This window comes from Paenibacillus ilasis (genome assembly GCF_043195395.1).
In the GTDB taxonomy this organism is placed as follows: Bacteria; Bacillota; Bacilli; order Paenibacillales; family Paenibacillaceae; genus Paenibacillus_AQ; species Paenibacillus_AQ lautus.
In genome coordinates this window covers 3,807,401-3,820,940 of sequence record NZ_JBHDJG010000001.1, presented here as the reverse complement: position 1 = coordinate 3,820,940, position 13,540 = coordinate 3,807,401, and the positions used below count along the sequence as shown (strand labels likewise).

The 13,540-nt window shown below is 48.5% G+C and carries 13 protein-coding genes; 11 read left to right on the top strand and 2 right to left on the bottom strand.

Annotated features, from left to right (window positions below; genetic code table 11):
• The first annotated feature begins 54 nt into the window (after positions 1-54).
• On the top strand, positions 55-858 hold the full coding sequence (gene spo0A / locus ACETK5_RS17275) for a sporulation transcription factor Spo0A (protein ID WP_100536249.1): 804 nt from the start codon (positions 55-57) through the stop codon (positions 856-858).
• Between the two features lie 240 nt (positions 859-1,098).
• Here the strand turns inward: spo0A and ACETK5_RS17270 are convergent, their stop codons facing one another.
• The gene (locus tag ACETK5_RS17270; RefSeq protein WP_100536250.1) at positions 1,099-2,001 is read right to left on the bottom strand and encodes an ArsR/SmtB family transcription factor; all 903 of its coding nucleotides are present in this window, start codon (positions 1,999-2,001) and stop codon (positions 1,099-1,101) included.
• Positions 2,002-2,285: 284 nt separating this feature from the next.
• Between ACETK5_RS17270 and ACETK5_RS17265 the strand changes: the two genes are divergently transcribed.
• From ACETK5_RS17265 to ACETK5_RS17240, 6 genes are all read left to right on the top strand, one after another.
• Positions 2,286-3,527, top strand: coding sequence for an extracellular solute-binding protein (locus tag ACETK5_RS17265; protein ID WP_100536251.1), 1,242 nt, complete (start codon positions 2,286-2,288; stop codon positions 3,525-3,527).
• An 83-nt stretch (positions 3,528-3,610) separates the two neighbouring features.
• A complete protein-coding gene (locus ACETK5_RS17260) occupies positions 3,611-4,486 on the top strand; it encodes a carbohydrate ABC transporter permease (protein WP_394056914.1) in 876 nt (291 codons plus the stop codon).
• A gap of 54 nt (positions 4,487-4,540) precedes the next feature.
• Positions 4,541-5,452 carry a carbohydrate ABC transporter permease gene (locus ACETK5_RS17255; RefSeq protein WP_394056912.1) on the top strand — a complete coding sequence of 304 codons (912 nt, stop codon included), beginning with the start codon at positions 4,541-4,543 and terminating at the stop codon, positions 5,450-5,452.
• A gap of 79 nt (positions 5,453-5,531) precedes the next feature.
• The gene (locus ACETK5_RS17250; protein WP_100536253.1) at positions 5,532-6,506 is read left to right on the top strand and encodes a glycoside hydrolase family 43 protein; all 975 of its coding nucleotides are present in this window, start codon (positions 5,532-5,534) and stop codon (positions 6,504-6,506) included.
• Between the two features lie 245 nt (positions 6,507-6,751).
• Positions 6,752-7,639 (top strand): NAD-dependent epimerase/dehydratase family protein, encoded by an 888-nt coding sequence (locus ACETK5_RS17245; protein ID WP_100536254.1) that lies wholly within the window; start codon positions 6,752-6,754, stop codon positions 7,637-7,639.
• Between the two features lie 64 nt (positions 7,640-7,703).
• Entirely contained in the window at positions 7,704-7,916 is a 213-nt protein-coding gene (locus ACETK5_RS17240) for a hypothetical protein (RefSeq protein WP_100536255.1), read from the top strand.
• Between the two features lie 112 nt (positions 7,917-8,028).
• On the opposite strand, the gene ACETK5_RS17235 is transcribed toward ACETK5_RS17240, so the two are convergent.
• Positions 8,029-8,334: a DUF2627 domain-containing protein gene (locus ACETK5_RS17235; protein ID WP_394056909.1), complete on the bottom strand. Its 306-nt coding sequence runs from the start codon at positions 8,332-8,334 to the stop codon at positions 8,029-8,031.
• Between the two features lie 157 nt (positions 8,335-8,491).
• Here ACETK5_RS17235 and lpdA point away from each other — a divergent pair, with 157 nt between their 5' ends.
• From lpdA to ACETK5_RS17215, 4 genes are all read left to right on the top strand, one after another.
• The gene (lpdA, locus tag ACETK5_RS17230; RefSeq protein WP_394056907.1) at positions 8,492-9,913 is read left to right on the top strand and encodes a dihydrolipoyl dehydrogenase; all 1,422 of its coding nucleotides are present in this window, start codon (positions 8,492-8,494) and stop codon (positions 9,911-9,913) included.
• Between the two features lie 178 nt (positions 9,914-10,091).
• Positions 10,092-11,120, top strand: coding sequence for a thiamine pyrophosphate-dependent dehydrogenase E1 component subunit alpha (locus tag ACETK5_RS17225; RefSeq protein ID WP_394056905.1), 1,029 nt, complete (start codon positions 10,092-10,094; stop codon positions 11,118-11,120).
• A gap of 3 nt (positions 11,121-11,123) precedes the next feature.
• A complete protein-coding gene (locus ACETK5_RS17220) occupies positions 11,124-12,110 on the top strand; it encodes an alpha-ketoacid dehydrogenase subunit beta (RefSeq protein WP_394056903.1) in 987 nt (328 codons plus the stop codon).
• A gap of 17 nt (positions 12,111-12,127) precedes the next feature.
• Positions 12,128-13,534 carry a dihydrolipoamide acetyltransferase family protein gene (locus ACETK5_RS17215; RefSeq protein WP_394056902.1) on the top strand — a complete coding sequence of 469 codons (1,407 nt, stop codon included), beginning with the start codon at positions 12,128-12,130 and terminating at the stop codon, positions 13,532-13,534.
• Positions 13,535-13,540 lie beyond the last annotated feature (6 nt).

The following is a 13,540-nucleotide window of genomic DNA, read 5'->3' as shown; positions in this document are numbered from 1 at the left end:
TACACAAGAAAATGTTCTAAAATAACAACTGATCTGATAAAGGAGGAGCACGAATTGCAAAAGATCGAGGTATTATTGGCAGACGACAACCGTGAGTTTACAAACCTGCTTGGTGAATACATTTCGGATCAACAAGATATGGTGGTATCCGGAATCGCTTATAATGGCGAAGAAGTACTGAGCATGATTGAGGAATCGGGAAAAGTACCGGATGTGCTGATCCTTGACATTATTATGCCTCACTTGGACGGCCTTGGCGTACTTGAACGATTACGCGATATGAATTTGTCTCCGCAGCCGAAAGTGATCATGCTTACGGCATTTGGTCAGGAAAATATTACGCAGCGAGCTGTACAATTGGGCGCTTCCTATTATATTTTGAAGCCGTTTGATATGGAGGTGCTCGCCAGCCGCATTCGTCAACTCGTTGGCTCGTCCGGCAGCATTTCGTCAGGCGCGCCATTTACAAGTATGAAATCCAATGTTGTTCCCATGGGCAAAGGCAAAAATCTGGACGCGAATATCACTTCGATTATCCATGAGATTGGTGTTCCCGCTCATATCAAGGGCTACCAATATTTGCGTGAAGCCATTACCATGGTATACAACAATATCGAAATTCTTGGTGCGATCACGAAAACGTTGTATCCTGCCATCGCTGAGAAATTTAAGACAACGCCTTCCCGAGTGGAACGTGCGATCCGTCACGCTATCGAAGTAGCCTGGACTCGCGGGAATATCGATTCGATCAGCCATCTGTTCGGCTACACCATCAACATCAGCAAATCCAAGCCAACCAACAGCGAGTTCATCGCGATGGTCGCGGATAAGCTGAGAATTGAGCATAAGGTTTCTTGAAAGGGTAAGGACTAAGGAAGGGATTTAGGGGAATGAAAGTTGTGGCACCTAAATGTCTACTTGCGCGGAACATTGAAATCACTCCTTTATTGGTTGCGTCGTCGTAACCAGTGAAGGAGTGATTTTATGTTTGTCATGGACTTTCAACAAAACAAACCAGCCGTTAATGCGGCTGGTTTGTTTTCATTTAGGTTACTAACCCGGTAAATATCCTTCGGTGTTACGTTCCTTCGATTGCCCTCACAAGTAATACATTTTGAACTGGATATCCTGCTCGTGGTTCCCGAACTTCTTGCCGAATAATGTGGCGCCTCCAACGTGCCTTGCATCTTCCTTCACTTCAATTCGAAAGGTCCAGCGATCACAGGTTGCATCCAAATCATCTACGGAGACAGCGGAGAGCGGGTCGCCATCAATATAAGTACCGTGGCTCGTAATTCGTATCGTTTTTAACAGTCCGTATTGGTTGATATTGTGTGGCCACCAAGCAGGCGTATATTTCCCCCTTGTATCCGCAAAATCCCCCGGACTTGTCCACGTGCCGAGTTCAATGCCGTTTAAGGAGAAGGTGATGTCGGAGGGCCAGACATCATTGGAAAAAGGAAACTCCGAGGAAATCTCCAAACTGATTTCGAACTGCTGCAGCTTTTCATCCTTTTGAAGGAAGTTAGCGATGTTGTATTGGATAAAGCCCTCGGTAAACCACAGAATTTCTGCATCCACACGCTTGGGATCCATGAAGTATTTGGGCTCGTCAACCCGCCCGATAAATTCCTTCTCGGTCGCAAGGCCGCAGGTAGGCTTCAGGTCATAATCGGTGTAATGTCCGATCGGCACCGAAGCCTCATACGAAGCAAAGGAATGAAAGATTTTTTTCGGGAAGTTGATTTCGATATGATCCACCTTCAGGATCGAGATTTTCTGCTGTCCCGATTTTCCCGGCACTTTCTCAGTCCGGATAATGCCTGCATCTTCGAGCTTTTTAATATGTTTTGTCACAATCGGACTGCTGATTTGAAGTTCTTGGGCCAAATCTTTGATATTCATTTTGTTTTTCGAGAGCAGCTGAATAATCTTGATTCGAACTTCGCTGGCCAAAGCCTCGTAAACCACAAGCGATGACTTGTCTATTTCCAATTGCATATGACCACTTCTTTCAACAAGTTTTTCATAAACAGTGTTCATTAACTAATATGCATCATAACATATGCTTTATTAACCTGTATATAAATCTTATCATTTAATACAACAATTTTTCAAACTTATAATTAATATAAATGTTAATTAAACTCTAAATTAACAATAAAGATTTATATATATGTTATTGACACCGTTTTCATTACGAGTGTATACTGAACCAAAGTTAATCGTTTTCATGATCCAGGCCAGTGAATGATTAACCAAATGATTAGTAATAGGAGGAGAGTTTGTTGAAGAAAAAAATGGGGGTTTCACTGATACTTGTAATGTTAGCGGTAGCGGTACTAGGGGGATGTGGCAACGGGGACAAGAACACCATCACCTTTTGGACGCCTTTGACGGGTGATGACGGGGCTTACATGGATCAACTTGTGAAGGATTACAACGCCACCAATCCCGAGTATAAAGTGAAGCATGTGATTACCTCGGACATGTATACAAAAATATCTACAGTTCTTAATTCAGGCAAAGGCGTTCCTGATCTGTCCATTATTCACGCGGACCGCGTTCCAAGCTTTGTTAAGCAAGGCGTGTTGGAGCCGATGACGGCAGTCATGCAAGCTCAACCAGAATTGAAAGCGGATAATTATTTGCCGCAGGCCTGGGCAACGGGAAACGTAGAGGGTACCCAATATACGGTACCGCTTGATATACACAGCAATGCGATGTACTACAATAAAAACTTGCTCAAAAAATACAATGTAGAAAGCTTCTTGGATGATGATGTGGTTACCATTGATGAAATTTTGTCGCTGCAAGGCAAGCTGGATGAAGGCGATTACGTTATTAATGACGCTCTATTGGGCTGGGTCGTGTTAGCGCAAATCCAGAACCTGGGCGGCGACATTCAACAAGACGGCAAACCTGCCGTGAATACAGAAGCCATGAAACAAGCGTTTACGGAGATTAAGAAAATATCGGATGCGGGCTTGATGACCCCTTTTGGTGAGGACGGATACCTGATGTTCCAAGCTGGAAACGTTTTATTCTCAACAGACGGCACATGGAGCTCGACGGCACACGCAACAGTGGATGGATTGGACTTTGGCGTAACGAACATTTATTCGACGAGTGCGGACAAGTATACAAACCGAGCCTCTTCGCACTTATTCTCCATGCTGAAGAACGACAAGAGAACGGATGAAAAAGAGCAAGCCATCGGCCAGTTCCTGGAATTCATTCGCCAAAACTCGATTGAGTGGGCAAAAGCGGGACAGATCGTAGCGAGTAAACAAGTCATTGAGAGCCCCGACTACAAAAACTATATACAGTCATTCTTTACCTCCAACGAAAAAGAAGTTGAATCCTTGTACATTTACACTTACGAATACTATCCATACGTAGCGGAGGCTGTAGATACATATGCAGCGGATATCGTACGGGGCAATGTCGATATCGACGAAACCCTGGCGACGATGCAAAAATTTGTAGAGGATAAAATCGCGGAAGGCAACAGTGCCGCAAAGTAAATGACAGCAGAGCATGATTGAAAAAAAGCAAAGTGTCCTTGCTTTCATGACACTTTGCTTTTCCAAAGGAGAAATGAAAGGGTATGAATAAGAAGTCGTTGACGCCTTATTTCTTTGTAGGTCCCCATTTGATACTTTTTATCGTATTTATTCTATTGCCGACCCTATACGGGATTTATGCTTCCTTTACGCAGTGGAATCTGATCAATGACCCTGTATGGGTTGGCTTGGACAACTATAAAACGATTCTGTTTGACACGGAGTCCACCTTTTATACCCAATTTATGAATGGATTAAAAAATACACTGATTTTTGTTGTTCTAAGTGTACCTATATTAATCATCATCCCGTTAATGATTGCCGTATCGCTCGAGCACAAAAAAGTGAAAATGAAAAATGTCATTCAGTCCATTCTCTATATTCCCGGACTCATTTCGATCTCTGCAGCGGCACTGATTTGGTCTTTAATATTCAATAAGCAGCTTGGGATCACGAATAATATCTTCGGCTCCGAAACGGTCTGGGCGGCCAACCAGCCCTATGCCTGGCTGATCATTATTGTCATTACGGTGTGGGGCGGAGTCGGCGGGAACATGATTATCTACCGGGCTTCCATAAGCGGAGTGTCCAAGGATTTGTATGAATCGGCCGAGATGGATGGAGCGGGGCCTGTCCGCAGATTTTCAAGCATTACGCTGCCTTCCATTCGTTTCCCGCTGATCTATACCTTTGTTATGACGACAGCCGGAGCCTTTAACGTATTCGGTCAGCCATTGATGATGACGGACGGAGGACCTAGACAGAGCACAACCGTATTGATGATGTATATCCGGCAGCTGGCCTTTGGTCACGGAGAATCGATTGCGGGCATGGCTTCCGCGATGGCCGTTTTGCTCGGACTGGTCATTCTCGTCATTTCAGCTCTTCAGTATTATGTGATGAACCGAAACGCGTCCTAGCAGCATGTTCAGCTTGCAAACGACGGAAACGATAAAAGGTAGGTGTACTGTGCAATGTCGAACCCGGTAGTACATGAAGTGAACGCGGATTCCAAGCTTGGTCGCTCTGGTCCGAAGAAGGCTTCAACCAACATTAGCGTGTCAAAATATATTGCGTATACATTTCTCATCCTGCTGTGTGTGATATGGGCGATTCCGGTCATATTTGGCATTACCACATCTTTTCGGTCCCAGGCCGAGGTGGTATCCAGCGGGTTCAGTCTGCTGCCTGATAGCTGGATTTTCGATAATTATGTCGCGATCCTGCAAAATACATCGACAGCGCCCATTCTGCGCTGGTTGATGAACTCCGTTTTTATTGCCACGATGCATACGCTGCTCGTGATCGTCGTTATTTCCATTACCGGTTATGGATACTCGCGCATGAACTTTAAAGGAAGGGACACCTTGTTCTTTACCTTGCTTGGGATTTCCTTTTTTCCTGGGGTAGTGAATCTGATCCCGTCTTATAAAATCATTGATGCGCTGGGATGGGTGAATACCTCTTGGGCGATGATCATTCCTGGCTTGGCCGGGATGGGGAACATTTTTTTGGTCCGACAATTCATGATGGGCGTTCCCAAGGATTTGGATGAATCGGCGCGCGTGGATGGAGCGGGAGATTTTAGAATCTATTACTCTATTATTTTACCGCTCATGAAACCTGTATTGATTGTATGCGGCCTGTTTTCATTCACGGGTTCCTGGAATGATTTCCTTTGGCCCGTCATCGTGTATACGGATGTGGAGAAGATGCCGGTCACAGCAGGACTGCTGTTGTTGCAGGACATTTACGGCAATTACCGCATGATCGGACAATTGATGGGTTCTGCGATCCTGGCCATCATTCCGACGCTGCTGTTGTTCCTGTTTGCCCAGAAATATTTTGTGCAGTCGATCAACTTAAACGCAGGCATCAAAGGATAGCAAGAAGATTGGATTCATAGAAGTTAGTAAAAATAGAAAGCTAGCGGAAGTCAAACTATAAGGTATAGGAGTCGTCACCATGACTGAATTATATATAAAAAATCCCCTGATCGAACAGCGGGCAGATCCCTGGATCTATAAACATACCGATGGTTATTATTACTTTACCGGTTCCGTGCCGGAGTACGACCGAATTGAGCTTAGACGCTCGCAAACGATCCAAGGGCTTGCGGATGCCGAAGGAATTACGATCTGGCGCAAGCATGAGTCAGGCCTGATGAGTGCCAACATATGGGCACCCGAGATTCATTATATGGATGGCAAATGGTATGTGTATTACGCCGCTGCCCATACTTCAGAAACGAGGGACGGATTGTTCGATCACCGCATGTTCGTATTGGAGAACGCTTCGGCGAACCCGCTCGAAGGGGAATGGGTGGAGAAGGGGCAAGTGATCACGAAGTGGGAATCTTTCGCCTTGGACGCAACGACGTTCGAGCATAAAGGCAAACGGTACTATGTATGGGCTCAGAAAGATCCGGGCATTCCAGGCAATTCCAATCTGTATATCTCATTGATGGAAAACCCCTGGACCCTGACAGGGGAACAGGTATGCATATCGGTTCCCGAGTACGATTGGGAGAAGATCGGGTATCTTGTGAATGAAGGGGCCGCCGTTCTTAAGCGAAACGGGCGAATATTCATGACCTATTCCGCGAGCGCCACGGACCACAACTATGCGATGGGGCTGCTGACAGCCGATGAAGACAGTGATTTGCTGAATCCGAGCTCCTGGGTCAAGTCGCCTGTACCTGTATTTACGACATCTGAAGCCAATGGCCAATATGGTCCCGGGCACAACAGCTTCACGATTTCCGAGGACGGCTTGCAGGACATTTTGGTATACCATGCAAGAAGTTACAAGGAGATCGTCGGGGATCCACTATATGATCCGAACCGTCATACGCGTGTACAGGTCATCCGATGGAACGAAGACGGAACGCCGAATTTCGGGGTGCCAAGAGCGGATCATGAACCGGTCTCCAAGCCATGATGCCGACTTTGTCATTGGGGTTGTGACCGGAAGGATTAACAAACATCAGACCGACTGAGCTTAACAGCTTGGTCGGTTTTTTACATTCTATGAGGTAAGCAGCAGAATATAAAATAGGAAAAAAGAAGGAGTCTTCGATATGGATGGAGAAAAAGGGACAGATGGTTTTATGAAATGGTTAAGGATGTATAAAGCACAAATCGATTAGCGATATATTCTTATTTCCTGGTAAGGAGGAATTATAAATGGCAAAGATATTAGTATTGGGCGGGACCCGCTTTTTCGGTAAAAGGCTGGTTAACCGGCTGCTGGCTAAAGGCGATGCCGTTACGATTTTGACGCGTGGACATCACCAGGATTCATTCGGGGGTGCCGTTTCGCGGCTTGCCGTGGATCGGAAGGATCCGGAAAGTTTAAAACAGGCAGTGGGAAGCCAGGACTTTGATATCGTGTATGATAATATATGTTATACTCCGGAAGAAGCGGGACAAGCTGCAGACATCTTTGCCGGACGAATTGGACAATACGTGCTGACCTCCACGTTATCGGTATATGATTTTGCGGATCACCCGTTGAGGGAAGAGGACTTTGATCCGTACAGATACCCTGTCATGATGAACGAAAGCAGGGACTACAGCTATAAGGAAGGCAAGCGCCAGGCGGAGGCGGTATTATTCGGTCGCCATAACCTGAACGTTACCGCAGTCCGGTTGCCGATTGTGCTGGGACCGGATGATTACACGCGCAGACTGCATTTTCATATTGAGCATGCAGCGAGCGGCGAAGCTATTGGTTTGCCTGATCCTGACGCACAGATCTCGTTTGTGCATGCCGAGGAAGCGGCAGAGTTTCTGGAATGGGCAGGTCAAGTCCAATGGGAAGGCCCGGTAAATGCTTGCTCCAGCGGAACGATTTCGGTCCGGGAAATGATGAGCCTGATCCAGCAGGAAATTGGTAGGTCGGCACCGCTGCAGTCTTCGGCACCACCTGATCACATGTCCCCGTTCGGAATTCCTGGAGATTGGACGATGGATCATGCCAGAGCGGCAGCTGCCGGCTTTAAATTCTGGGATCTGCACGATTGGATGCCGAAATTGATTGCTGAATTGTCCGCCGATTTGCAGGTTCGCTAGCGGAGTGATTGGATACATCATTTGAAGAAAGACAAGAGGGAAGTGCCCTGAAAGGAAGATCAGCATGAGCGACAAGATGGAAGCATGGAAAGAGCGTATTCGAGAGGTAGAATCCAAAGGAGGCTTATCTCCGGAAGCCCTAACGCTAATCCATGCGATGTATGAAGAGCTGGAAGTTTTGACGAAACAAAATTTTAATCTGAGGAAAACCGCGCTGAAAGCGACGTCCAGAGAAACGAGGATGTCGAGTAAACTGAAGGACGCACTAATGGAATAAACGGCGGAGTCCAGAACATATGATAAACACCGGGGATGGCTCCCCGGTGTTTTTTTTGGAAATATCATAAAGCGGTAAACATACGAAGCATGGGCTTCCTGATATCGCATGATTAGCTTTTAGATGGCGTTCCTGACTTCGGCGCCTGGCGCTTCTTTTTGAATCGGGGTCCAACGTAATTTCGCTTGCGGTCCCGGAACAGAATCCAGCCGCCCAAGAATCCGATACCGATGACAAACAGGGCCAGCCCGCCTAGAAAAGGTAGCCATTCGAAAGCGGGGTTTGCCACGCTGTCATCTCCATGAACGGAAATATATAGAAAAACCGCATCTTTCATCATTAAGAAACCCTTCATTGCCATAAAACCCGGGATAACTAAAATCAAGATGGCAATAAAGCGGGAAATTAACATTTTCATAGAAGATTCCTTCCTGCGACTGATGTAATGAACTACCGTTTATCATACCTTTTTCATAGGGGTATGTCTATTTCGATTATGGATGATGATTTTGTAATCCGAAAAAAAGAGAGTACAATGAAAGTGTATAACTGGACTTATTATGGAGGTGCCGTTTGTGGCTATAACATGTGATGTAGCAATTCTTGGCGGGGGAACCGGTGGATATGTTGCGGCCATCCGTGCAGCCCAGCTTGGTAAAAATGTGGTCATCATCGAGCAGGACAAATTGGGGGGAACCTGCTTGCACCGCGGCTGTATTCCGAGCAAATCTTTGCTTCGGAGTGCCGAATTGTATGCGGAAATGAAGGATAGCGAGAGCTATGGAATCGAGACAGATGGGGTCCGGCTATCGTTTGACAAAGTGCAAAAGCGCAAAGACGGTATCGTCGATAAGCTGCACCAGGGCGTTCAATATTTGATGCGCAAAAATAAAATTACCGTCGTGCAAGGCAAAGGGAGAGTCATCGGCCCGTCCATCTTCTCTCCGCGCAGCGGCGCAGTGGCGGTTGAGCTTCCGGATGGCGAGATGGAAACCGTGGTTCCCACTCATCTGATCATCGCGACCGGCTCGCGTCCGCGTCACTTACCGGGACTTGAGCCTGACGGCATACATATACTGACAAGCGACCATGCGCTTCAGCTGGATGAGCTTCCTGCATCCATCATCATCGTAGGAGGCGGCGTAATCGGCGTGGAATGGGCTTCGATGCTGAATGATTTTGGCGTTCAGGTCACGATTGTGGAAGCTTCGCCACATCTGCTGCCAGCCGAAGACGAGGAGATTGGACGTGAGCTGACAAAGATGCTTACCGCCAGAGGCGTAGAGGTGATCACCAACGTTTCACTTCAAACCGACAGCTGTGAGGTTCGGAATCAAAGCGTGTCCATCACGATCGAGCAAAAGGACGATACAAGAACATTGTCAGCGGACAAGCTGCTCCTTTCTGTCGGCAGAATCGGCAATACTGAAAATATCGGACTTGAAAATACGGACGTTCGGGTTGCGAACGGCGTCATTGTGGTGAATGCCAATATGCAAACAACGGAACCCCATATTTACGCGATCGGCGATTGCATCGGGGGTCTTCAGCTTGCCCATGCGGCAAGCCACGAAGGGATTGCAGCCGTGAACCATCTGGCAGGCGAGAAGGCGGAAGCCTACCGCAGTGAATGGATCCCTCGCTGCATCTATACCCGTCATGAGGTAGCCAGCGTCGGACTGACGGAGAAGCAGGCCAAAGATCGCGGACATGAGATCCGGATCGGAAAATTTCCGTTCTCGGCGATTGGCAAATCGTTGATCCACGGAACGAAAGAGGGGTTCGTGAAGGTCATTGCCGATCAGAAGACGCAAGATATTCTGGGCGTGCATATGATTGGCCCGCATGTAACCGAGCTGATCGGCGAAGCGGCTCTGGCACAAGTACTGGATGCGACTCCATGGGAAGTGGGAGCGGCGGTGCATGCCCATCCATCATTATCCGAAATCATCGGCGAAGCGATGCTTGCGGTGGATGGACGAGCCATCGGTTTGTAGGGATGAGAACATCCTTTTGTGGAATCCCTCATTTCTTTTTGCCGAGAAAGGGATTATAATAACATTAAGCCAAGTCTTAGTACCAGGTTTTAATACTTGATCAAATATGCCTTTAAACTCATGTTACGAGGCCGGTGATCAAGCCTGAAGTCATGGCTCACATAAAGGAGGGATCTCCATGAAAGAACATGAAACGGTTACGGCAAACAACAATAGGCATGAGCAGCTTGGACTGACCGACGGACAAGTGCTAGACATGTACAAATATATGGTGCTGGCACGAAGATTCGACGAGCGCAACCTGCTGCTGCAGCGGGCGGGCAAAATTAACTTTCACGTATCCGGGATCGGGCAGGAGACATGTCAGGTTGCTGCTGCGTTTGCCCTTGACCGGGAGAAGGATTATTTTTTACCCTATTACCGCGACTACGGATTTGTATTGGCAGTGGGCATGACGCCTCGCGAACTGATGCTGTCGGCTTTTGCCAAGGCCGAGGATCCGAACAGCGGCGGACGGCAGATGCCGGGACACTTCGGTAGTAAACGTCTGCGAATTGTGACGGGCTCCAGCCCTGTAACCACACAGCTTCCGCATGCCGTTGGTATCGCGCTGGCGGCCAAGATGCAGAAGAAGGATTTTGTATCGTTTGTTACGTTTGGCGAAGGCTCTAGCAATCAGGGGGATTTTCATGAGGGCTGCAACTTTGCGGGCGTTCACAAGCTCCCTGTTATTATCATGTGCGAGAATAATCAGTATGCCATTTCGGTGCCGCTTCATAAACAGATTAGCGGGAAGGTAAGCGACCGCGCTCTCGGGTATGGATTCCCAGGCATTCGAGTGGACGGCAACGATGCGCTTGAGGTATATGCAGCCGTGAAGGAAGCGCGTGAGCGTGCGATTCGCGGAGAAGGCCCAACACTGATCGAATCCATGATGTACCGTTTGTCTCCGCACTCCACATCGGATAACGATTTGGCGTACCGGACAAAAGAAGAGGTCGAAGAGAACTGGAAGAATGACGGCGTCGCCCGCTTTAAGAATTATTTGGTCGACTGCGGGCTCTGGGACGAAGCACGCGATCAGGATTTGATCGCTCAATTAAACCTGGAGATCAAAGAAGCGACGGAATCTGCAGACTTGGCTCCATTTCCGAAGCCTGAAGATACGCTTCTTCACGTATATGCCGATGATGAAGGGGGCGTGTAAAGAATGGCGGTAATGGAATATATCGATGCAATTCGTCTGGCCATGAAGGAAGAGATGGAGCGTGACGAGTCCGTATTTGTGTTAGGCGAGGACGTAGGCGTCAAAGGCGGCGTGTTTACAACAACCAAGGGGTTGATGGATCAGTTCGGCGAAATGAGGGTGCTTGATACCCCGCTCGCAGAGTCCGCGATTGCCGGTGTGGCAATCGGTGCAGCCATGTATGGCATGAAGCCGATTGCCGAGATGCAATATTCGGACTTTATGTTTCCGGCAACCAATCAGATCATTAGCGAAGCAGCGAAAATCCGGTATCGTTCAAATAACGATTGGAGCTGTCCCGTCGTCATTCGTGCGCCGATCGGCGGCGGCATATTCGGGGGCTTGTATCATTCCCAGTGCCCGGAATCGGTGTTCTTCGGAACGCCGGGATTGAAAATCGTTGCGCCGTACTCGGCCTATGATGCGAAGGGGCTGCTGAAAGCAGCGATACGCGATCCGGATCCGGTCCTGTTTTTTGAGAACAAAAAATGCTACAAGCTGATTACTGGCGATGTGCCGGAAGATGATTACGTTGTACCGATCGGCAAAGCGAATCTGCTGCGCGAAGGATCGGATATTACGGTCATCAGCTACAGCCTGCCGCTGCACTTTGCCATGCAGGCTGCCGAAGAGCTTGAGCAGGAAGAGGGCATCAGCGCGCATGTTCTGGATCTGCGTACCATACAGCCGCTTGATCGGGAAGCGATTATTGAAGCGGCCCGTGCAACGGGTAAAGTGCTGATCGTACATGAGGATAATAAGACCGGCGGCGTCGGCGGGGAAGTATCCGCGATTATTGCGGAGCACTGCCTCTATGATCTGGATGCCCCGATCATGCGCTTGTGCGGTCCGGATGTACCGGCTATGCCAATCAGTCCGCCAATGGAGAAATTCTTCATGCTTAACAAGGACAAAGTCAAAGAATCCATGCGTCAATTGGCGCTTTATTAAGAACAGGGAGTGTGAGCATGTCCGAAAATCAGAAATTGACCGATGTTACGATGCCTCAGCTGGCGGAATCCCTTGTTTCGGCGACCATTGCCAAGTGGCTGAAGAAGCCGGGGGATGTCATCGAGCAGTACGAACCGATCTGTGAAGTCATTACCGACAAAGTCAATGCCGAGATTCCATCCACCTTGGACGGCGTCATGGGAGAGATTCTTGCCCAGGAGGGCCAGACCGTCAATGTTGGCGAGATCATTTGCCGGATCTCTGTGGCTTCAGGACAAGGTACAGATCTTTCGCCACAGCCGGCTGCAAGTGCTCCCGTGAGTCAGCATCAGGGAAGCGGCAGTGAAGAGGGTTCGATGCGTTTCCGGTATTCGCCTGCTGTGCAGACGCTGGCAGCCGAGCATCAGATTGACCTTTCGCGAGTCCAGGGGTCAGGCATAGGGGGCAGAATCACCCGTAAGGACGTACTGGCTTATATTGAAAAGGGAGGAGCAGCCCAAGGCCAAGGCGCTCCTGCCGGAGCAGCGCCGGTCCAAAGCGCCCAAGCGCCGAAAGAAACGGTTCAGCCGAGCGGGGCATCGCCGTTTCAGGGGCTGCAGCATCAGACGCCTGCGGAACCGTCGCCTCCTCTGGGCACAGCGATTCCGAATGTGCGACATTCCGGGCTGCATTTGACGGAATCGCCAAAAATTCCGACCATCGAAGTGGAAGGAATGGAAGGCGGAAGATCGGAATACTTTATTGATGTTACGCCGATGCGTAATGCCATCGCCAGAAACATGCGTCAAAGCGTTACGGAAATTCCGCATGCATGGACGATGATTGAAGTCGACGTGACTAACATTGTGCTGCTGCGTAATCAGCTGAAGGATGAGTTCAAGCGTAAGGAAGGGGTTAATCTGACCTACCTGGCCTTTTTGCTGAAAGCCGTTGTGAACGCAATTAAAGATTATCCGATCATGAATTCGTTCTGGGCCGTGGATAAAATCGTGGTGAAGCGCGATATCAATCTTTCCTTGGCCGTCGGAACAGAGGATTCCGTGCTGACGCCGGTCATCCACCGTGCCGACCAGAAGAATATTGCCGGCTTGGCTAGAGAGATCGAGGAGCTTGCACGCAAGACCCGTGAAGGCAAGCTGAAGTTAGACGACATGCAGGGCGGTACCTTTACGGTTAACAATACGGGATCCTTCGGTTCGATTCTGTCCTATCCGATCATCAACTATCCGCAGGCTGCGATACTGACGTTTGAATCGATTGTTAAAAAGCCTGTGGTCATCAATGACATGATCGCGGTCCGTTCGATGGCAAATCTGTGTTTATCCCTTGATCATCGGATTTTGGACGGGGTAATCTGCGGAAGATTCCTGCAGCGGGTTAAAGATAACCTGGAAGGTTACACCCTGGATACGAAGCTTTATTAATTTTCG